The organism is Streptomyces coeruleofuscus, assembly GCF_039532725.1.
Lineage (GTDB): Bacteria > Actinomycetota > Actinomycetes > Streptomycetales > Streptomycetaceae > Streptomyces > Streptomyces coeruleofuscus.
Window position 1 is genome coordinate 857,408 of sequence record NZ_BAAASE010000003.1, and the last position, 19,779, is coordinate 877,186.

General features: G+C 74.1%; 18 protein-coding genes and 1 tRNA gene. 14 read left to right on the plus strand and 5 right to left on the minus strand.

What is annotated here, in order from left to right; genetic code table 11:
- Positions 1-209: 209 nt before the first annotated feature.
- On the minus strand, positions 210-1,610 hold the full coding sequence (locus ABFX81_RS15075) for an ATP-binding protein (protein ID WP_086855532.1): 1,401 nt from the start codon (positions 1,608-1,610) through the stop codon (positions 210-212).
- On the minus strand, positions 1,607-2,311 hold the full coding sequence (locus ABFX81_RS15080; protein WP_346138170.1) for a response regulator transcription factor: 705 nt from the start codon (positions 2,309-2,311) through the stop codon (positions 1,607-1,609). The genes ABFX81_RS15075 and ABFX81_RS15080 overlap by 4 nt, the downstream gene beginning before the upstream one ends.
- Before the next feature lie 132 nt (positions 2,312-2,443).
- Between ABFX81_RS15080 and ABFX81_RS15085 the strand changes: the two genes are divergently transcribed.
- A complete protein-coding gene (locus ABFX81_RS15085; protein ID WP_346138171.1) occupies positions 2,444-2,968 on the plus strand; it encodes a hypothetical protein in 525 nt (174 codons plus the stop codon).
- Between the two features lie 31 nt (positions 2,969-2,999).
- Here ABFX81_RS15085 and ABFX81_RS15090 read toward each other — a convergent pair whose 3' ends face one another.
- Both ABFX81_RS15090 and ABFX81_RS15095 read right to left on the minus strand, forming a co-directional pair.
- The gene (locus ABFX81_RS15090; protein WP_086854284.1) at positions 3,000-3,869 is read right to left on the minus strand and encodes a fused MFS/spermidine synthase; all 870 of its coding nucleotides are present in this window, start codon (positions 3,867-3,869) and stop codon (positions 3,000-3,002) included.
- Positions 3,870-4,374: 505 nt separating this feature from the next.
- Positions 4,375-4,770, minus strand: coding sequence for a hypothetical protein (locus tag ABFX81_RS15095; RefSeq protein ID WP_086854285.1), 396 nt, complete (start codon positions 4,768-4,770; stop codon positions 4,375-4,377).
- Positions 4,771-5,067: 297 nt separating this feature from the next.
- Between ABFX81_RS15095 and ABFX81_RS15100 the strand changes: the two genes are divergently transcribed.
- Positions 5,068-6,519, plus strand: a complete 1,452-nt coding sequence (locus ABFX81_RS15100; RefSeq protein WP_086854286.1) for an NsdA family TPR-like regulatory protein — start codon at positions 5,068-5,070, stop codon at positions 6,517-6,519.
- Positions 6,520-6,529: 10 nt separating this feature from the next.
- Here the strand turns inward: ABFX81_RS15100 and ABFX81_RS15105 are convergent, their stop codons facing one another.
- Entirely contained in the window at positions 6,530-7,123 is a 594-nt protein-coding gene (locus ABFX81_RS15105) for a histidine phosphatase family protein (RefSeq protein WP_086854287.1), read from the minus strand.
- A gap of 192 nt (positions 7,124-7,315) precedes the next feature.
- Here ABFX81_RS15105 and ABFX81_RS15110 point away from each other — a divergent pair, with 192 nt between their 5' ends.
- From ABFX81_RS15110 to ABFX81_RS15165, 12 genes are all read left to right on the plus strand, one after another.
- Positions 7,316-8,269 (plus strand): phosphatase PAP2 family protein, encoded by a 954-nt coding sequence (locus ABFX81_RS15110; protein WP_086854288.1) that lies wholly within the window; start codon positions 7,316-7,318, stop codon positions 8,267-8,269.
- Positions 8,220-9,341, plus strand: a complete 1,122-nt coding sequence (locus ABFX81_RS15115; RefSeq protein ID WP_086854289.1) for a hypothetical protein — start codon at positions 8,220-8,222, stop codon at positions 9,339-9,341. The genes ABFX81_RS15110 and ABFX81_RS15115 overlap by 50 nt, the downstream gene beginning before the upstream one ends.
- Complete coding sequence (locus tag ABFX81_RS15120) at positions 9,332-10,924, plus strand: hypothetical protein (RefSeq protein ID WP_086854290.1); 1,593 nt, start codon at positions 9,332-9,334, stop codon at positions 10,922-10,924. The genes ABFX81_RS15115 and ABFX81_RS15120 overlap by 10 nt, the downstream gene beginning before the upstream one ends.
- The gene (locus tag ABFX81_RS15125; RefSeq protein ID WP_086854291.1) at positions 10,921-12,255 is read left to right on the plus strand and encodes an AAA domain-containing protein; all 1,335 of its coding nucleotides are present in this window, start codon (positions 10,921-10,923) and stop codon (positions 12,253-12,255) included. Before ABFX81_RS15120 ends, ABFX81_RS15125 begins: the two co-directional genes overlap by 4 nt.
- A gap of 194 nt (positions 12,256-12,449) precedes the next feature.
- Positions 12,450-12,818: a hypothetical protein gene (locus ABFX81_RS15130; protein WP_086854292.1), complete on the plus strand. Its 369-nt coding sequence runs from the start codon at positions 12,450-12,452 to the stop codon at positions 12,816-12,818.
- Between the two features lie 136 nt (positions 12,819-12,954).
- Complete coding sequence (locus ABFX81_RS15135) at positions 12,955-13,575, plus strand: bifunctional DNA primase/polymerase (RefSeq protein ID WP_086854293.1); 621 nt, start codon at positions 12,955-12,957, stop codon at positions 13,573-13,575.
- Positions 13,566-13,639: transfer RNA gene (locus ABFX81_RS15140), tRNA-Lys, on the plus strand. Before ABFX81_RS15135 ends, ABFX81_RS15140 begins: the two co-directional genes overlap by 10 nt.
- A gap of 171 nt (positions 13,640-13,810) precedes the next feature.
- Positions 13,811-14,818: an AfsA-related hotdog domain-containing protein gene (locus ABFX81_RS15145; protein WP_346138172.1), complete on the plus strand. Its 1,008-nt coding sequence runs from the start codon at positions 13,811-13,813 to the stop codon at positions 14,816-14,818.
- A gap of 7 nt (positions 14,819-14,825) precedes the next feature.
- Positions 14,826-17,480 (plus strand): BTAD domain-containing putative transcriptional regulator, encoded by a 2,655-nt coding sequence (locus ABFX81_RS15150; RefSeq protein ID WP_086853332.1) that lies wholly within the window; start codon positions 14,826-14,828, stop codon positions 17,478-17,480.
- Entirely contained in the window at positions 17,477-17,644 is a 168-nt protein-coding gene (locus ABFX81_RS15155) for a hypothetical protein (RefSeq protein ID WP_346138173.1), read from the plus strand. Before ABFX81_RS15150 ends, ABFX81_RS15155 begins: the two co-directional genes overlap by 4 nt.
- 198 nt (positions 17,645-17,842) lie before the next feature.
- A complete protein-coding gene (locus ABFX81_RS15160) occupies positions 17,843-18,283 on the plus strand; it encodes an SRPBCC family protein (RefSeq protein ID WP_086853329.1) in 441 nt (146 codons plus the stop codon).
- 228 nt (positions 18,284-18,511) lie between these two features.
- Positions 18,512-19,771: an FAD-dependent oxidoreductase gene (locus tag ABFX81_RS15165; RefSeq protein WP_346138174.1), complete on the plus strand. Its 1,260-nt coding sequence runs from the start codon at positions 18,512-18,514 to the stop codon at positions 19,769-19,771.
- Positions 19,772-19,779: the final 8 nt, after the last annotated feature.

The window sequence follows — 19,779 nt, forward strand, 5'->3', positions numbered from 1 at the left end:
CTGAGGGCAGGGTTCGGCCACCGAGGGTGTGGCGCGAAATCCGGTCTTAATCGACCAGAAATCAACTTGACCGAACACGGTGGCGCAATAACAGCCGTATGTCCGGTCATGCGTCAAGGGTCACCGCTTCGATTTGTCGAAACGTGACCGACCCGTGAGCGTTCACGCGCCCCGGAGGGGCCAGGGCCGGCCGGAGCGAGCGGAAGCCGTCAGTCGGAGCGGGAGCGGTTGTATGCAGCGACCAGCCTGCCCGGACGCCGCCGCCGCACCGGCCCGCGTCTTCCCCTGCTCGCCGGCGCCCGCCCGGCCGGCTGGATCCAGATCCGCACCTCCGCCCCGCCGAGCACCGAGGAGCCGATCCGCACGTCCCCGCCGGTCGACTCCGCGAGCCGGCGCACGATGTCCAGGCCGAGCCCGGTCGAGCCGTCGCTCCCGGAGCCGCGGCCCCGCGCCAACGCGGCCTCCGGGTCGGGTATGCCGGGGCCCGCGTCGGACACGAGGACGATCACCGCGTCCTCGCCGTTGTGCACGTCGACCGCGAAGGCGGTGCCCTCCGGGGTGTGCCGGAAGACGTTGCCGAGCAGCGCGTCGAGCGCGGCGGCCAGGTCGGCGCGGGCCACGGGTATGCGCACCGGCCGGTCGGCCCCGGCCACCCGCCATGTGCGGCCCTCGTCCTCCGCGAGCGCCGACCAGAACGCCATGCGCTCCCGCACGACCTCGGCCGCGTCGCACCCGGCGCCCGGACCGGCCGGGGCCGTCTGCGGCTTGGACTCCCGGGCCGTACGGATGATGGTGTCGACCTCGCGCTCCAGCTGCTCGACCGCGGTCCGGGTCTGCTCGGCGGCCGGTCCCTCGCCGAGCGAGGCGGTGTTGAGCCGCAGCACGGTGAGGGGTGTGCGCAGCCGGTGGGACAGGTCGGCCGCCAGCTCCCGTTCGTTCGCCAGCAGTTGGACGACCTGGTCCGCCATCGAGTTGAACGCGACCGCGGCGAGCCGCAGTTCGGTGGGGCCCTCCTCGGGCACGCGGGCGCCCAGCCTGCCCTCCCCCAGTTCGCGCGCCCCCTCGACCAGGCGCTTGGCGGGCCGGACCATCCGCACGCCGAGCCGGTCGGCGACCGCGACCGAGCCGAGGACCAGCGCGACACCGACCCCGGCGAGCACGGCCCAGGCCGTTCCCACACCGTTGGTGACCTCGGCCTCCGGCACGTACACCTCGACGACCGCGATCTCGCCGGTGCTGAGCGCGACCGGCTGGAGCAGCGTCGAGCCGCCGGCGACGCCGGTGGTGGAGGCGCGGCCCAGTTTCCGCACGGCGGCGATGTCCTCCTCGGCGGCGCGCTGCCGCCCGAGCTCCAGGGTCTCCTGACCGTCGCCCGCCGGTATGTGCACGGCCATCCCGGCGTCGGAGCCGGCGGAGGCCACGACCCGTTCGAGCTGGTCGCGGTCGGTGGTGATGGACAGCGCCGGGGCGACGGCCGCGGCCTCGCGCTCGGCGTTGGAGAAGGCCCGGTCCCGGGCCATCTCGCGGATGACGAGTCCGAGCGGCACCGCGAAGGCGAGCACGACCATGGTGGTCACCGCCAGCGACACCTTGACCAGGGCCCACCTCATCGCGGCGTCTCCGCCCCCGGCGGTTCCAGCTTCACACCGACGCCCCGAAGGGTGTGCAGATAGCGAGGATTCGCGGCTGTTTCACCCAGTTTCCTGCGCAGCCAGGACAGATGGACGTCGATGGTCTGGTCGTCGCCGTACGACTGCTGCCACACCTCGGCGAGCAGTTCCTTGCGGTGGACGACGACACCGGGCCGACGGGCCAGGAAGGCGAGCAGGTCGAACTCGCGGCGGGTGAGGTCGAGCCGCGTGCCGTCCAGCTCGGCCTGGCGGCGCAGCGGGTCGACGGTCAGGCCACCGACCCTGATCGCGGGGGACGACTCCCCGTCCCCCGAGCCGGAGCGGGCGCGGCGCAGCACGGCCGCCATGCGGGCCGACAGGTGCTCGACGGAGAAGGGCTTGGTCAGGTAGTCGTCCGCTCCGGCGTTCAGCAGCCGGACGATCTCCGTCTCGTCGTCCCGGGCCGTGGCGACGATCACCGGCACGTCGGTGATGCCGCGCAGCATCTTCAAGGCCTCGGACCCGTCGAGATCGGGCAGTCCGAGGTCCAGGATGACCACGTCGAAGCGGAAATGGGCGACCTCGCGCAGCGCCTCCAGTGCCGTCCCGACGCTGCGTACGGTGTGCGAGGCGTCGGTCAGGTGCCGGATGAGCGCCGAGCGTACGAACTGGTCGTCCTCGACCACGAGCACACTTGCCATGCGCCGCACCGTACGCCATCTCGAACAGCCGGGCGCGGGCCTGTGGACAACTCCCCGCATGGGGACAACCGGCCCCCGCGCGACCCTCGTTCGTGCACAACGCGTGGGACATGTGAGGCAGGATGGCCCGCGATGCGCAGAGGACTCGTACACGTACTGGCCTGGCTGCTCGCCACGGGCGCGGCGGTCACGCTGTCGTGGTGGGGTGTCCACACGGTGATGGCGGGCACGGCCTACGACCCGCCGCGCGCCCTGCCCATCAAGGCCGCCGACGTGACGGCCAAGGAGCCGAAGCCGCCGGCCACACCGTCGGAACGGACGCCTCCGCCGAAGCGGCGCGCTCCGAGCGCACCACCGAGGACCGACAAACCGACCCCGGCCCCGGCCCCAACAAGACCACCCAGCCCCTCCCCCGCCCCCACCACCACCGTCACCGGCCAGGTCAAGAGCTACGACACCGACGGCGGCCGGGCGGTCTTCGACCTCGGCAGGACCTCCGCCTCCCTCGTCTCGGCCACTCCCGGCGCGGGCTGGTCGATGCAGGTGTGGAAGACGGAGTCATGGATCCGCGTGGAGTTCTCCTCGGGCGCGGACCGGGTGTCGGTGTTCTGCACCTGGCACGACGGACCGCCGCGCGTGGAGATCGGGACCTACTGAGCGCCCGGGAACCACCGCGTGCCGTACGGGCTCACCTGAACACCGACGCGGGCGGCGCGGGCGACGCCACCGCCGCGAGATCCGTCACGGGTACGGCCCCGCCGGTGAAGTCGGTCAGTGTCCGTCCGTGCTCGACCCGGCCCGGATGCGGGTCGGAGGCGGCGCGGCGGGTCAGTTCGGCCACGGGCAGCGGCTGGTCGGAGGCGACCAGCACGGCGTTCCCGAAGCGTTTGCCGCGCAGCACCGTCGGGTCGGCGACCAGCGCGAGCTGCCCGAAACGGGCGGCGGCGGTGGCGATCTGGCCGCGCAGGTGCGCGAGCGGCGGCCCGTCGGCGAGGTTGGCGGCGTAGACACCGCCGGGCTTCAGCGCCCTGCGTACGTCGTCGAGGAACTCGGTCGAGGTCAGGTGGGCCGGTGTCCGGGCCCCGCTGAACACATCGGTGATGACCAGGTCGGCCCAGCCGTCGGGCACCTTGGCGAGCCCCTCGCGGGCGTCGACGGACCGCACCCTGATGCGCGCGTTCGGGTCCAACGGCAGTTCGCGGCGCACCAGTTGTACGAGACCGGCGTCCCGTTCGACGACCTGTTGCGTGGAGCGGGGCCGGGTGGCGGCGACGTAGCGGGCGAGAGTGAAGGCGCCACCGCCGAGGTGCACGGCGTGCACGGGCCGGCCCTGCGGGGCGACGAGGTCGATGACATGCCCGAGCCGTCGCTGGTACTCGAAGGACAGGTACGCCGGGTCGTCCAGGTCGACGTGCGACTGCGGGGCCCCGTCGACCACCAGGGTCCACGCCCGGGCCCGCTCGCGGTCGGGGATCAGCTCGGCGAGCCCGCCGTCGACACTCTCGACGACGGCTGCGTCACCGGCCTGCCTGCGCCGACCGCTCCTGGACTTTCCCATGGGGCCATTATCGGGGTCGGGCTGTTAAGCGGGGCGTACGCCCCTGTCGGGCGCGAGCGCCGCGCCGGGCATCAGTCCCCCGCCGGGTGCCAGTCCCCCGCCGGGCGTCAGCAACTCGCCGGGCGTCAGTCACCCCGCCACGTCCTCAGCCCCGCCCGGCGGGAGCGCCTCGCCAGACGTAGTGCCTCGCCGTGCGTCCGTGCCACGCCAGACGTGAGCGCCCCGCCAGACGGAGTCCCTCGCCGCGCGTCCGTGCCACGCCAGACGCGAGCACCCCGCCGGGCGTGAGCGCCCGGCCGGACGCAGTCCCTCGCCGCGCATCAGCCCCCGCCGGACTCGAGCACCCCGCCAGACGCGAGCACCCCGCCGGGCGTGAGCACCCCGCCGGGCGTGAGCACCCCGCCGGGCGTGAGCGCCCGGCCGGACGCAGTCCCTCGCCGCGCATCAGCCCCCGCCGGACTCGAGCACCCCGCCAGACGCGAGCACCCGACCGCGCGTCAGCGCCTCAGCGGCAGCTGTCCGCCGCCTCGATCGTCCGGGCGGCCTCGCCGAGGGCCTCGCGCAGCATCGCGGGGTCCGTCGCGAGGTCCGCCTCCCCGGGCGGCAGCAGCCAGTCCGAGCCTTCCATGGGAGGTTCGGGGGCCAGGGGCAGTCCGCGTCCGTCGGTCTCCGTGCACGTGCTCCCCGGCACGTCCCACGCCGCGGCCGTCCCCGGCGGCACCAGGAAGCCCAGCGTGCCACCGCCGTCGTCGTGCAGTACGGGCCCGACCGCCTCACCGGTCCCGCGCCGCAGGATGTCGACCGCCTCCAGCCCCTGCCGCGCCGGCACCGTCACGACATCGCAGCCGGCCGGCGGTGTACTCGGCGGTGTTCGAGGATCGTTGATCCGGCTGGTCTCCATCCCGGCCTCCACCACAGAACCCCTGCTTGGACGAGCGGTCGGGAGTCGGGGGCCTCCCGGTCCGCAGGGTTCAACGCGGCAGACCGTCAACGGCTACGGCGGAAGTCAGCCGCAAAGGATGGCAGTTCATGGCAGATCACGGATGAGATATCCGGTTTGTAGTCAAACCCAGCGTGAGGGCTCCGACACAGCAGGTACGTTCTTGCCCGCCGGACACGGGGAAGAACATACGGGACAACTCGTACAACTCGCCCCGAGCCCGGCATGGTTCGACGGTTCGCACGAGAGGACCCGGCCATGGCGTCGTCACTGGTGACCTCATCTCAACCCGACCGGCCACCGCGGCCCAACCTCGCCTTCCGGCGTCTGCGCGGCCAGCGTTCGCCGGCCGAGTTCGCCGCGGCGATCCGGCGGGCGGCCCTGGAGATCGGCGAGCAGGTGAGCTGTGACGCGCGGTACATCGGCCGGGTCGAGGCGGGCGAGATCCGCTGCCCCAACTACGCGTACGAACGGGTGTTCCTGCACATGTTCCCTGGCCGCACGCTCACCGACCTGGGGTTCGCGCCCCGCTCAGCGGTACGCGGACGCCGGGCGCGCGACACCGAGGACGCGCCCCCGACGTGCACCACGAACCCGGCGAACGCCACGAATGAGAGCAGCGGGGCGTGCGAGCCGTATGAAATGCAGAACCCGTACGACCCGTACCACCCGCACGACACCTACGAGGAGAGCGACGTGCTACGTCGCGCATTCATGACCGGCGGGGGCGCCACGGTGGCCGCCGCCTCGCTGGGGCCCGTCGGCCTCGCCCTCGACGCCGCGGCGGCACAGCGCCCGGTGCGCCGCGCCGGAGCGAGTGACGCGGGTGCCCTGGAAGAAGCCGTCCGCCGCATCCGGCTGCTCGACGACCGGCACGGGGCCGACGGCCTCTACCGCCGTGCGGCGGCCCCGCTGCGTGCCGCCTACGCCCTGCTGGACGCCGGTACGACCCGGCAGACGACGGCGGACCGGCTCTACTCGGGCGCCGGTGAACTGGCCATCTCCGTCGGCTGGCTGGCCCACGACTCGGGACGCTTCGACGACGCCCGCTCCCACTACGCGGAGGCCCTGGCGACCGCCCGGATGACCGAGGACCCGGGCCTGGAGGCGCACGCCTTCTGCAACACGGCCTTCCTGGCGCGCGACGCGGGCCGGCCACGCGAGGCGGTCCGGGCCGCCCAGGCCGCACAGCGCGTCGCCCGGCCCGTGGGCTCGGCCCGGCTGATGTCGCTGCTCGCGCTGCGCGAGGCGGGCGGCTGGGCGGGCCTCGCCGACCGCGTCGGCTGCGAGCAGGCACTGGCCCGGGCGCAGGCCCTCTTCGACCGGGGCCCCTCGGACGACGACCCCGAGTGGATGAGCTTCTACGGAGAGGCCGAACTGGAGGGCCTGGAGGCACAGTGCTGGTCCACGCTCGGCGACTGGCCCCGCGCGGCACGGCACGCGCGTCGGGCGGCGGAGCTCCAGGATCCGCACTTCACCCGGAACATCGCGCTGTACACGGCGGAGCTGGCGGACGACCTCGCGCGGGGCGGCCGGCCGGACGAGGCCGCCGTGGCGGGGATGCGGGTGCTGGATCTGCTGGAGCAGGTCCAGTCGTCCCGGGTCCAGACGATGCTGGCGGCCACGGCGCGGGTGTTGTCACCGCACCGGCGGGCGTCCGGGGTGTCGGCGTTCCTGGAGAGGCACGCGTCGTTGCCGCGGATGGTGTGAACGCCCTCTGCTACACCAGATGCCCGAGATCGTTCCAGCTCTCTATGGCCGGCTCCCCGTACGCCCACCCCAGCACCGACAGCGAGGTCGGATTCAGCCGTATCCGCGCCGCGAAGTCGATCGGCAGACCCAGCCACCGCGCCCCGATGGACCGCAGGATGTGCCCATGGGCGAAGACCAGGACGTCCCGGTCCTCGGCTCGCGCCCAGGAGACCACCTCGTCCGCCCGGGCCGTCATCTCCGCGAGCGTCTCCCCCTCGGGGACACCGTCGCGCCAGATGAGCCAGCCGGGCCGGACGGCCTGGATGTCCGCCGGGGTCATGCCCTCGTACGCCCCGTAGTCCCACTCCAGCAGCGCGTCCCAGGCACGCGCGCGGTCGCCGAAGCCGGCCAGTTCGCAGGTCTCACGCGCGCGTGCCAGCGGGCTGGTGCGCACCTCGACGCCGGGCAGGCCGTCGTACGGCGCCCGGTGCAGGCGCTCGCCGAGCAGCTTGGCCCCGCGCCGGCCCTCCTCCAGGAGCGGCACGTCCGTCCTGCCCGTGTGCTTGCCGGACAGCGACCACTCGGTCTGTCCGTGGCGGGCCAACAGGACGCGCGGAGCCATGGGGGACCTTTCCGGAAGAAAAACGCGAGCGGAACTCCTCCATCATCGCGCACGCTGGTCGCGGGCAACCCGGGGGGCGATCTCAGCGTCTTTGAGGTCCGGAGGGCGCCCACCGGGGCGCGAGAGTACGCCGTAAAGTGGCACGACCCACCGGCCGGGTGCCGCGTGACGACGAAGGGGGAGGGCGATCGGATGCCGCACACCGAGACACCGGGCACCGAGGCGGCCCCTGCACGCCGGCTGCGCTGGTGGACGGAACTGCCGCTGATCCTGCTGGTGTACGCGTGCTACACGGCGGGCCGGCTCCTCGCCCGGGGCGACGTCTCCGGTGCGGTCGACAACGGCCTGGCGCTCCTGCGCGCCGAGAAGGCCCTGTATCTCAACTTCGAGCACCCGCTCAACCGCCTCTTCACCCGCGAGGCCTGGATAGGCATACCGGCGGACTTCTGGTACGCGTCGCTGCACTACCTGGTCACGCCGGCGATCCTCGTGTGGCTCTTCCGCTCCCGCTCGGTGCGGTACCGCGCCGAGCGCACGTGGCTGATGACGTCCACCCTCATAGGCCTGGTCGGTTTCACACTGATGCCGACCTGCCCGCCCCGGCTCCTTAACGCGAGCCACGGCTTCGTGGACACGATGGCCCAGTACAGCTCGTACGGCTGGTGGGGCGGCGCGGCGAGCGCCCCGCGCGGCATGGGCGGGATGACCAACCAGTACGCGGCGATGCCGAGTCTGCACGTGGGCTGGGCCCTGTGGTGCGGAGTGATGCTGTGGCGCTACGGCGGTACGCGCACGGCGAAGATCGCAGCAGTCGCCTACCCGCTGATCACGACGATCGTGGTCATGGGCACCGCCAACCACTACTTCCTCGACGCGCTCGCGGGCGCGGCCGTCATGGGCGCCGGGCTGCTGCTGGCGCCGGTGGTGATGCGCACGGCGGACCGGGTCAGGGCGCGTTTCGTGCCGCGAGTCGCACCGGTCACGGCGGCATCTCCGGCCGCGGGTTCCTCGATTGTCAGTGCCGGATGCCAGACTTCCGCGGGTGAGCGAATTCCACGGCAGCGCGAGTCGCGGTTCGGAGCGGGAGCCGAGCCGAGTGCCTCCCCCAAGGACGCGGGGGACGGCGCTCCGGCACCGGCTCGCTGAGCTGCGCGGTCCCGACGTACCGGCGAAGGCCCTGGACGCGCGCGCGTTGGCGGCGCTGGCCGCCAACCCCGGTTGCGCGCGGCGCGCGATCCTCGACGGCGCCGGGGTGAACAAGGCGGCGCTGGCGAGCGCGCTGGGCTCGCCGTCGGCCTTCGGCCAGTCCCAGTTCGCGCTCACGCGGGGCAACGCGTTCGAGGCGAAGGTCAAGGCCGACGGCGGCGCGGAGCTGCTGCGGCTGGTGCACGAGAAGCTGGACCGGGCCGCCGAGCCGCCCGCCGAGGCGCGCGTGCCCGACCTGACGGCGACCGGCCCCCAGGGGCGTACGGCCCGTACGGCGCTGGAGCTGCGGGAGGCCACCGCCCACCCGGGCGCGTGGACGCTGCTCGACCACCCGATGCTCGCGCTCGACGTCGCCGGCTCCCCCGCGTTCCTCGAACCGGACGCGGTCGTGGTGCATCCGGACGGCAGCTGGACCGTGGTCGAGATCAAGTCGTTCCCGCTGCTGGACGGTTCGGCGGACCCGGCGAAGGTCGGGGCGGCGGCCCGGCAGGCGGCGGTGTACGTGCTGGCGCTGGAGGAGGTCGCGGCCCGTCTGGATCCGGCCCCGCGCGTGCGGCACCGGATCCTGCTCGTCTGCCCCAGGGACTTCTCCAACCTGCCGGCCGCGTCCGCCGTCGACATCCGCAAGCAGCGTGCGGTGACGGCCCGCCAGCTGACCCGGCTGACCCGCATCGAGGACATCGCCGGGACGCTCCCCGAGGGCACGTGCTTCTCCCCGGAGCTGCCCGCCGAGGAGCTGACGGCCGCCGTGGAGTCGGTCCCGGCGACGTACGCGCCGGAGTGCCTGTCCGCGTGCGAGCTGGCCTTCCACTGCCGGGGCCGGTCACGCGAGACGGGCGCGGTGACCTCGCTCGGGCGGCCGGTGCGGGCGGAGCTGGGCGGGCTGACGACCGTGGAGGACGTCCTCGCGGCGGCCCGCGGCGAGGCGGGCGACCCCGACGATCCGGCGGTGGCGGCCCTCAGGCGGGCGGCGGCCCTGCGCGCCGAGGCACTGGAGGCGGCATGTCGCTGATCTCCACCCTGGCCCGGCTCGAAGCGGTCAGCACGGGCCGCGCCCAGCCCGCCGCGACCGTCCGGCACCGGCACCTGTCCGACCGTCCGCTGGTGTTCGTGCCGCTGACCACCGCCGGTGAGGCCGGCGCCCCGCTCGGCGCGCTGGTCGGCACCGACCGGGACGCGCCGCGCCTGCTGGTCGTCCCGCAGCCCCGCGACCGGGACCTCAGGTTCGCGTTCCTGGCGGACCTGGCCGACGTGGTGCTGCCGTACGTCGACGCGTACGCCGAGGTCGTGGAGGCCGCCGAGCGCACCGAGACCGACCCGGAGACCGGCAAGCGGGTCAAGGTCGAGGTCGACCTGTGCGCGGACGCGCCGCAGCTGATCGTGCCGAGCCGCGGGGGCATCGACCTGGTGCGGCTGCTCGGGCGCTCCATGCGTTTCCGGCGTACGGCGGAACAGGATCCGGAGACCCCTCATCCGGCGCCGCCCCGGGTGCCGTTGCTCGGGCGGTGGCTGACGCACTTCGGGGAGCGGGCCCGGGTGCCCGGCTCCTCACTGCTGCTGGCCATGACCGACGTACTGGGCCGGCACTGGGCGACCGGGCAGTCCACCCTGGAGGACCAGCACCTGGGGGCGCTGCTCGCCTGGATCGACCCGCCGGAGGGCCTGACCGGCGCCGAGGCGGCGCTGCGGGCCGAGCTGGAGCGGGACGCGAAGGGCCAGCTCACGTGTCCCCCGGCCGGTCCCGCCACCGACCCGGCGTTCGACAACAAGCTGCTCGCCCCGGCCATCGAGCGCTACGACCGGGCCCGCACGGCCCTGGCCGCCGCCGAGGACGGCCTGGAGGCCGACGACCGGCTCGGCGCGCTGACCGCCGCCGAGCGGGAGATCCGGGACCTGGTGCTCAGCCGCACCCTGCCCACCTGGGAGAAGATCTGGCAGGGCCTGGACCTGCTGCGGGAGCTGCCCGAGGGGGCGCATGTCGAGGAGCGGTGGACCCGCGACCGCTGGTCCTTCACCGGCCACCGCGACCGGGTCCTGGCGGGCGAACCCCCGCAGCCGCGCCGCGACGACGCGGTCACCGCGGCGAACAAGCTCGCCACACGCGAGCGCGAGCAGGCCCGGCTGGAGGCGCAGGAGGCCCTCGACGACCCGCTGGTCATGGCGGGGCGGCGGCTGTCCGGCGAGGCGTTCGCGGGTGAGGTCACCGATGTCGTGATGGCGTACAGCGAGGGCAAGCGGCCCAGCCCGCGCCCCCTCGTCACGGTGCGCACGGACGACCGGCCGCATCTCGGTGAGCGGACGAAGGTGTACCGGTCGCTGGGCGGGAAGCCGCAGTCGGCGGAGTTCGTCGGGGCCGAGGAGGACGGCGCGTACGTCGTGCTGCGGGTCCTCGACAAGATGGGCCGCGGCAAGGAGCCCGAGCCGGGGTCGGTGCCGGAGAAGGGCGACCGGGTCTGCTTCACGCTCTTCGAGCACGAGCAGCGGGGCGGCGCGAAGCTGCCCGACCCGGAGGAGACTCCCTGGACGCACGGTGGGCCGCCCGGTGAGGCGACCCTGGAGGCCGCCGACCCGGTGACCGCGGAGGACGTGCTGTGACGACGCTTCTCGACCCCTCCGCCGCCGCTGCCCAGGCCACGGACGCGATCCTCCACGACACGCTGCACGGCACCGCGCGCGGTGTCGTCGTCGACTCCCCGCCCGGCGCGGGCAAGTCCACGCTCGTCGTCCGCGCGGCACTGGAGCTGGCCGAGGCGGGCCATCCGCTGATGGTGGTGGCGCAGACCAACGCGCAGGTCGACGACCTGGTCCTGCGGCTCGCCGAGAAGAACCCCGAGCTGCCGGTGGGGCGGCTGCACAGCAGCGACGCCGACCCGTACGACAAGGCGCTCGACGACCTGGAGAACGTCCGCAAGTCGGCGAAGGCCGCCGACCTCGCCGGGCTGGCCGTGGTGATCTCGACGGCGGCGAAGTGGGCGCATGTGAAGGCCGACGAGCCGTGGCGGCACGCGATCGTCGACGAGGCGTACCAGATGCGCTCGGACGCGCTGCTCGCGGTGGCCGGGCTGTTCGAGCGGGCGCTGTTCGTGGGCGACCCGGGGCAGCTCGACCCGTTCGCGATCGTGGGCAGCGAGCAGTGGGCGGGCCTCACGTACGACCCGTCGGCCTCGGCGGTGACGACCCTGCTCGCGCACAACCCGGACCTGCCGCAGCACCGCCTGCCGGTGTCCTGGCGGCTCCCGGCCTCGGCGGCACCGCTGGTGTCGGACGCGTTCTACCCGTACACGCCCTTCCGCAGCGGCACCGGCCACGGCGACCGGCGGTTGTCCCTGACCGTGCCGTCGGACGGCTCGGGCCCCGACCGGGTGATCGACGAGGCGGCCGAGTCGGGCTGGGGCCTGCTGGAGCTGCCCGCGCGGCACACGCCGCGCACGGACCCGGAGGCGGTGCGGGCCGTGGCGACGGTCGTACGGCGGCTGCTGGACCGTGGCGGCGCGGCGACGTCGGAACGCTCGCCGGACCCGACGCCCCTCACTGCAGATCGGATCGCCGTCGGCACGGCGCACCGGGACCAGGCGGCCGCGGTACGTGCCGCCCTGGCCGACCTCGGCGTCACCGACGTGGTCGTGGACACGGCCAACCGGCTCCAGGGCCGCGAGTACGACGTCACGGTGGTGCTGCACCCTCTCTCCGGCCGCCCCGACGCCACGGCCTTCCACCTGGAGACGGGCCGCCTGTGCGTCCTGGCCTCCCGCCACCGGCACGCGTGCATCGTGGTCTGCCGGGCGGGGGTCGGCGACCTGCTGGACGACTATCCGTCGACGGAGCCGGTGCAGCTGGGGACGGTGGTGAAGTTTCCGGACGGGTGGGAGGCGAATCACGCGGTGCTGGCGCATCTCGCGGAGCACCGGGTGGCCTGGCGGCCATGAATCACGCCCTGTCGGCGCCTGGCCGAACATCGCGTGTCCTGGCGGGCGTGACGAACGCCGGGGGGTGTCGCAGCCGTACCCACTACCGCGATGCCCACTTGCGCGCCCGCGAGACAATGGACGGTGGCCCACTCCACCTGGGGGTGCCCCCGCATACGGGGACGGGTCAGCGCGACGTACGAGAAGGAGTTGACATGGCGGAGCCCACGCCGCGTCGGAACGAACCGCGGCTACGCCCCGCGCCCCTGCTGTTCGAGCCCGCGGAGGCGGCCTCGGACCCTGAGCACTTCTTCGACCTCGAGTCGATCGACGATCCCCGCGCCCTGCTGTCCCGCGCGACGGAGCTGACGCTGGCGTTCCGGGCCGCGGCGGACCGGGCGGTGGAGTTCCAGGCGATCGCGGCGGCACAGCTGGCCGATCCGCGGCGGTTCGACCGGCTGACGACCGCGGACATCGCCGAGCGGGCCGATTGGACCGAGGACTACGCCAAGAAGATGGTCGAGTTCGGACGGGACCTGCTGCGGGGCGGCGGCGAGGGCCGGGGGCCCGTCGACCCGGTGTGAGACCCGGTGTCTCCGCCGCCTTGCCGATCTCCGTGGCATATGCCAGGCGGGCAAGATACTGCCTCCCACCCCCTGCTGTCCCGATTTCCCGCAACCCTCGGGAACCGCGCGTTCACGGCCGGTAGACATTGACGCCATGAGCAGCGCATGGAACGCCTCCTATGTCACCCCGGACGGGGCCGCCTGGCTCGCCTCGGCAGGAACGTATCCGCGGAGCACGCTCGCCCTCTGGGAGGAGCGGCCGGGCGCACCGGTCGTACTGCCCTGCGGGTCGGTCTTCGACGTCGTCAGCGCGCCCGCGATGTTCGGGCGGCGGATGCTCGACCGGCTGTGGGACGACGGGCCCGGCTCCGGGCCGGTCGCGGAGTTCCGGGGCCGGATGCTGCTGTTCGCCGCGCCCGGCACGGCCCAGCGGCTGCCCGCGCTGCTGGAGTGGGAGGAGTGGGGCGCGGGCGGTCGTACGAGGCCGGTTCCCCCGCTGCTGTGCCACGGCACGGGCGACGCCGTCACCGTCCCGGCCACGACCGAGTCCCCCACGGGGGTGGATTCCCCCTCCGGGCCGGCTGTGCCCTCCGGGGCGTCCGGCCGGGCGCGGGCTCGGTGGCTGGTCGCGCCGGACTGCCGGCAGCCCTGGCTGCCCGGGCCGGAGGTGGTGCTGTGGGCGGCCGTGCGGGCGGCTCGGGAGGCTGTGCGGATATCGATTTTTCCTCCCTCCGATCAGGGTGCTAACGTCTACGACGTCAGTAGGCGCCGCTAGCTCAGTTGGTTAGAGCAGCTGACTCTTAATCAGCGGGTCCGGGGTTCGAGTCCCTGGCGGCGCACAGACGGTGAGAGGCCCTCCGCACGAGCGGGGGGCCTCTTCGCGTGCCCGTGACGGTGCGCGCGTATGAAATCGTCATATCCAAGCCATGACGGCGAGGATTCACCGCGGACGGACGGTGCCGGAGACTCGAACGCACCAGGGGACCCCGGACACGTCGCGGAGGAATCGCATGGACACCGTTCTCGCGCTCTCCCGCCTCTTCCTCGGCCCGCAGCACTTGGTGCACAAGCCGGACAGCCCCGAGGCCTTCCTGCTCGACGCGGGCACGCCCGTGCGGCAGAGCTTCAGCTTCGCGACCGAGCTGCCGGACCGGCACCCGCTGTTCAGCGACACCACGACGCCCTTCCACGACCTGCTGTTCCCCGTCGAGGCGCTGCGCCAGGCCGCGCTGTTCGCGGCGCGGCAGTACTTCCGGGTGCCCGAGAAGCGGATCACCGCCGTCTCCGCCACCGGTGTGGAGATCACCGACGTGACGCCGTGGCGGCGCATCGGCGAGGGCTCGCGGCTCACCCTGGACCTCGCCCTCACCCCGGTCGACGTCGTCACCGGCGTGCCCCGCGGCCTGGAGTGCGAGGCGGCCGTGTCGATCGACGGGCGGCGCTGCGGCGCGGCCGACGCCCGGCTCGTGTTCCTGAGCCCCGGGGTGTACCGGGGGCACCGGGAGGCGGGGCGGCGGCAGAGCGAGCAGAGCATCGCCGCGGGGTGGCTTGTCGAGCCGGCCGGTGTTCCCGCGCCGGAACAGGTCGGGCACCGTGACCCTCGCCACGTGCTCGTCGCGCTGTCGGCCGAGGGCGAGGACGGTGACGAGGAGCTGCTGTTCCCCGTCGACGGGCAGGCGGCGGAGGCGGTGCTGGCGGACGGCTCCGGCGAGGTGCCCCCGGCGCTGTTCCTGGAGGCATCGCGGCAGGCGGCGCTGCTGGCCGCCGCCGAGCTGCACGGCTTCGTGCCGTCGCACGCCCTGCTCACCCGGTGGCAGGCCGCTTTCCGCGGCTTCGCCGAGCCGGGTCTGCCGCTGTACTGCGCCGTGGGCGGGGTGAGCGGCGCCGACGGCACGGGGCCGGCACCGGCGGCGGACCGCGACGCGGCGGGGCGGCCGTCGGCGCGGCTGGGGCTGACGTTCCGGCAGGGTGACCGTGAAGTGGCCCGGGTGTCCGTGACCGTGCTGCAGGACTGTTAGGCCGGCCATGCGCTTCCGCGTCCTCGGGCCGGTCCGCATGGCGCCCGCCGCGCCGTCCGCTGCCAAGCCCCGGGCGGTACTCGCCACGCTGCTGGTGCAGAGCAACAACGTGGTGTCCACGCACACGCTGATCGACGAGCTGTGGAACACCGAGCCGCCGCGCACGGCCACCACCACTCTTCAGGTCTACGTCTCCCAGCTCCGCAAGGCGCTCCTCGACGGCACCGCGGACCGGCAGCAGCCCCTGATCACCAGGCCGCCCGGCTATCTGCTGCGGGTCGCCCCGGACGACCTCGACCTGCTGGTGTTCGAGGCGCTGCGCGAGCAGGGACGGGCGGCCTACGGGCGGCAGGAGTACGACGAGGCGTCCCGGACGCTGGAGCGGGCGCTGGCGCTGTGGACCGGGCCGGCGCTGTCCGGCATCCCGCACGGTCCGACCCTGGAGACGTCGGCGATACGACTCGACGAGCTGCGCGCCGAGGTGCTCGAGCAGCGCATCGCGGCCGATCTGCGGCTGGGCCGCCACCAGGAGCTGGTGGGCGAACTGATGGCTCTGGCCCACGACCACCCGCTGCGGGAGACCGTGCACTGCCATCTGATGGTGGCGCTGTACCGGTCGGGGCGGCAGTCGGACGCGTTGCAGGTGTACCACCAGGCGCGGCGCGCGCTCGTCTCCGAGCTGGGGGTCGAGCCCGGGCCGGTGATGAGCCGGCTCCTGGAGCGGATCCTCGCCTCCGACCCCGCCCTGTCGTGGCGCGGCGGCACCGGGAGCGGGCGGCCGGCGGCGCGGCCGGTGCGCGACGAGCCGGTGGTGTGGCTGCCGGCGCCGGTGGGCGACTTCACCGGCCGGGCGGCCCAGCTCGCGCTGGGAAGGCGCTTCCTGCACGGGGACGGGCCCGTGCCGGGCCGCGTGCTGGCCGTGTCCGGTCCGGCCGGGGCCGGCAAGACCACGCTGGCCGCGCGGCTGGCGCACGAGACGGCGGACCGTTTCCCCGACGGACGCGTCCTGCTGCTGCTGCGCGACGCGGGCGGCCGGGCCCTGACCGCCGAGGCCGCCGTGGCGACGCTGCTGCGGCGGCTGCGCGGGGAGCCGGAACCCGGTGCGGACGGGCCGCCGGCGGCGGAACCGGCTGAGCCCGGCGAGCTGCTGCACGAGCGGACCAGGGGCCGCAAGATGCTCGTCGTCCTGGACGACGCGGTGTCCGAGGCCCAGGTGCGGCCGCTGCTCGCGGCGCTGCCCGACAGCACCGTCGTACTGACCAGCCGTCATGCGCTGGGCGCCCTCGAAGGGGTGCAGCATCTCGTCCTGGACGTGTTCGACGCGGACGAGGCCCGGGATCTGCTGCTGCGCTGCGGCGGTCCCGCGATGCGCGAGGACCCGGCCGCCGTCGCGGAGACGGCACGGCTGTGCGGCAACCTGCCGCTGGCACTGCGGGTCGCGGCCGCCGGGCTGGTGGCGCGGCCGCACTGGACGGCCGCCGACCTGGCGCGGCGGCTGGCCGACGAGCGGACCCGGCTGGGCGCGCTCGCGCTCGGCGATCTCGACGTACGGGGCAGTCTGCTGACGGCCTATCGGGACGTGGGCGTGCCCGAGCGTCAGGCGTTCCGGCTGCTCGGGCTCGCTCCGCTGCCGGACTTCGCGCTGTGGAGCGCGGCCGCGCTGCTCGACTGCGAGCCGGCCGAGGCCGAGCGGTACGCGGAGGAGCTGGTGCGCGCCCAGTTGCTGGAGGCCAGACCCCGGTCGGGGCGGCTGACGCCGGTGCGCTACGGGTTCCATCCGCTGCTGCGGGCCCTGTCGCTGGAGTTGCTCGGGCAGGGCTCGGCGGCGGCGACCGGCCGGCTGTGCCGGGCGTTCCTGGCACTTGCCCGGCACGCCGACGCACGGCTCGCGCCCGGCCGTGACCAGCTGGTGGAGCCGGTGGCGCCACCGGCCGGGATCCACCCGGAGGAGCTGGTGGGGGTGGCGCCCCTGCAGTGGTTCCAGGAGGAGTCGGCCGGGCTGCTGGAGGCGGTGCGGCAGGCGCACGCGACGGGGCAGTGGGGATTGTGCTGCGCCCTGGCCTCGGCGGCGGCGGGGTACTACGAGGCGGGCGCGCTGTGGGACGACTGGGAGTCCAGTCACGAACTCGCCCTGGACGCGGCACGGCAGGCCGCCGACACGCGCGCGGAGGCCGTGGTGCTGTGCTCGCTGGGCGACCTGGCGTGGCAGCGGCGGCAGCCGACGGCGGCCGTCGACCGTTACCGGCTGGCCTGGCACGTGTTCACCCGTGAGGGGGATCGTGCCTCGGCCGCTCGCTGCGTGTCCGGCGAGGCGGACGTCATGCTCGGTCAGGGCCGGGTCGCGCGCGCCGAGCGCGGGTACGTACGGGCGCTGTCGGCCGGCCGCGCCGCCGGCGACGAGCGGGGTGCCGCGAACGCCCTGCGTGGCCTGGCCCTGGTGGCCCTGCGGGAAGGACGCGCCACGGAGGCGCTGAGCCGCCTCGCCGAGTACGAGGCGGCCGCCGGCCGCGCGGGCGACCGGCGCTGGCAGGAGTACGCCGTACGCCTCACCAGGACCGTCACCGAGGCGAGAGCCGCGGCCCGCGAGACGGAGCTGGGGACCGCGCCCCTGGAGGTACGCCCGGGCGTGTGGCTGCTTCCCGCGCATCTCGCGGGTGAGTGAGCGGCCGGTCGCGAGGGCGTCGGCGCTGGCAGGAGTACGCCGTACGCCTCACCAGGACCGTCACCGAGGCGAGAGCCGCGGCCCGCGAGACGGAGCTGGGGACCGCGCCCCTGGAGGTACGCCCGGGCGTGTGGCTGCTTCCCGCGCATCTCGCGGGTGAGTGAGCGGCCGGTCGCGAGGGCGTCGGCGGTGGCATCCGGCCGTGGGTGGCCGGATTCGAGTACAGGGCGCTAAAGGGACGGTTGCGTGACGCCAAAGCCACCTGTGGAGCGGTGCGTCGAGCCATTAGCGTGGCTAGGGCGTGTCCATAAAGTCCCGCCCGTGAGCGGCTCCCCGCGGGGCCGTGGAAGGAGCGCAGCAGCGTGCGCCGTATCGCGTCCGAAGTCCAGATCAGTGCCCGGCCCGAGGAGGTGTGGGCCGTTCTCACCGACTTCGAGCGGTTCCACGAGTGGAACCCGTTCCTGGTGGGGGCGGCGGGCCGGGCGGAGCCGGGGCAGCGGCTCAGCCTGCGGTTCCGGCTGCCGGGCAGCGGTCGCGAGATGGTGTTCAAGCCGACGGTGCTCGTCAGCGAGTCGCCCCGGCTGCTGCGGTGGCGCGGGCGCCTGGGTGTCACGGGTGTCTTCGACGGGCTGCACAGCTTCGAGCTGACCCCGCGCGAGGGCGGCACGCACGTCGTGCAGGCCGAGACGTTCACCGGCGTGCTCGTCCCCGTCACCGGCTCGATCATCCGCCAGAGCGAGGTGGGGTTCCGCTCGCTGACCGACGCCCTGAAGGAGCGGGTGGAGGCCACGGCCGGGTCGTGAGGACGAGGTCTGCCGCCGGCCGACGGGGGACGTGGGGCCGGCGGCAGACTCGTATCCCGGTGCGCCCGGATCGCTCCGGGCGTTTTCCGTCACCGCCGCCACTCTGACGCGCCGCCCTAAAGGGCCGCTTGCGGCCGGACCGGCGCGCGGCCGGCGTCCGCTCTGCAAGGGCCGCTTTAGGCCGCGCCGGGACCATCGGACGACCGTGTCTCCTCCGGAAAGGCAGCGATGACGATGACAGATGAGCTGACCGCGCAGGTGTGCGTGGTCGGAGGGGGTCCGGCGGGCCTCACTCTGGCCGTGGAGCTCGCCAAGCGTTCGGTCTCCGTCGTGGTCCTGGAGCAGAGTGGCCACTTCGACCGGTCGTTCCGGGGCGAGTCGGTCTCCCCCGACTCCGTGTGGCTCCTCGACCGGCTGGGGATCCTCGGCCGGCTCGACGGCGCCTACCAGCAGATGCACCGCATGGAGATCGTCGACTCGGGCAGCACCGTGCTGCGCGCCGACTTCACCCGGTTCCCCTACCCGCACCCCTACCCCGTGGAGATGCCGCAGCCCGCGCTGCTGTCGGCCCTCGCGGACCTGGGCGAGGAGTCCCCGGAGCACTTCACGCTGGTGCGCCGGGCGACGGCGACCGGCCTGGTGCGCGAGGGCGACGGCCCGGTGACGGGGGTGCGGGCGCGGACGCCGGACGGCGAGATCACCGTACGGGCCGCGCTGACGGTGGCGGCGGACGGCCGCTTCAGCAAGGTGCGGGAGATGTCCGGGCTGCCGTACACCAAGATCCCGCTGGAGCGGGACGTGGTGTGGCTGAAGCTTCCCTTCCCCGAGCAGTGGGACGACCGTACGTACCGCATCCGCATCCACGGCGACCAGCACGGCCTGTTCATCCCCACCCACCCCGACAGCGTGCGGGTGGGGTTCAACATCCCCAAGGGCGGTCTGAAGGACCTGCGCGCCAAGGGCCTGCCCGCCCTCTACGAGCGGCTGGACCGGCTCGCGCCGGAGCTGTCGGACGCCGTGCGCTCCGAGATACGCGGCTGGTCGGACACGTCCATGCTGGACATCTTCACCACGCTGGTGCCGCGCTGGTCGTGCCCCGGTCTCATCCTGACCGGCGACGCGGCGCACACCCTGACGCCGATCCTCGGGCAGGGCGTCAACCACGCCATCATCGACGCGGTGACGCTGGCGCCGCTGGTGCAGCGAGCCTTCGAGGCCGGCGGTACGCCGTCGCGACTGGCGCGGGCGGGCGAGGAGTTCCAGCGGGCGCGGGAGACGTCGGTGAGCAAGTCGCGCGGACTCCAGCTGCGCCAGGAGCGGCTGTTCGCGCTGCACGGTGCGGGCGGCGCCTTCCGCCGCACCCTGTACCGGGTGGTGGACCGCAGCCAGTCGCTGAAGCAGCGGGTGCTCGCGGGGGCGTACTTCCAGCTCCAGAAGCCCGGCCCGCACGTGGCGGTGCGCCAGCAGCGGCCGCCGTCGCGTGTGTGACGGCACGG

Coding starts and splice junctions, on each gene's coding strand:
- ABFX81_RS15120 (WP_086854290.1), top strand. CDS start 9,332: ATGTCGCTGATCTCCACCCTGGCCCGGCTCGAAGCGGTCAGCACGGGC.
- ABFX81_RS15130 (WP_086854292.1), top strand. CDS start 12,450: ATGGCGGAGCCCACGCCGCGTCGGAACGAACCGCGGCTACGCCCCGCG.
- ABFX81_RS15080 (WP_346138170.1), bottom strand. CDS start 2,311: ATGGCAAGTGTGCTCGTGGTCGAGGACGACCAGTTCGTACGCTCGGCG.
- ABFX81_RS15145 (WP_346138172.1), top strand. CDS start 13,811: ATGGACACCGTTCTCGCGCTCTCCCGCCTCTTCCTCGGCCCGCAGCAC.
- ABFX81_RS15090 (WP_086854284.1), bottom strand. CDS start 3,869: ATGGGAAAGTCCAGGAGCGGTCGGCGCAGGCAGGCCGGTGACGCAGCC.
- ABFX81_RS15075 (WP_086855532.1), bottom strand. CDS start 1,610: ATGAGGTGGGCCCTGGTCAAGGTGTCGCTGGCGGTGACCACCATGGTC.
- ABFX81_RS15085 (WP_346138171.1), top strand. CDS start 2,444: ATGCGCAGAGGACTCGTACACGTACTGGCCTGGCTGCTCGCCACGGGC.
- ABFX81_RS15150 (WP_086853332.1), top strand. CDS start 14,826: ATGCGCTTCCGCGTCCTCGGGCCGGTCCGCATGGCGCCCGCCGCGCCG.
- ABFX81_RS15135 (WP_086854293.1), top strand. CDS start 12,955: ATGAGCAGCGCATGGAACGCCTCCTATGTCACCCCGGACGGGGCCGCC.
- ABFX81_RS15105 (WP_086854287.1), bottom strand. CDS start 7,123: ATGGCTCCGCGCGTCCTGTTGGCCCGCCACGGACAGACCGAGTGGTCG.
- ABFX81_RS15165 (WP_346138174.1), top strand. CDS start 18,512: ATGACGATGACAGATGAGCTGACCGCGCAGGTGTGCGTGGTCGGAGGG.
- ABFX81_RS15095 (WP_086854285.1), bottom strand. CDS start 4,770: ATGGAGACCAGCCGGATCAACGATCCTCGAACACCGCCGAGTACACCG.
- ABFX81_RS15110 (WP_086854288.1), top strand. CDS start 7,316: ATGCCGCACACCGAGACACCGGGCACCGAGGCGGCCCCTGCACGCCGG.
- ABFX81_RS15100 (WP_086854286.1), top strand. CDS start 5,068: ATGGCGTCGTCACTGGTGACCTCATCTCAACCCGACCGGCCACCGCGG.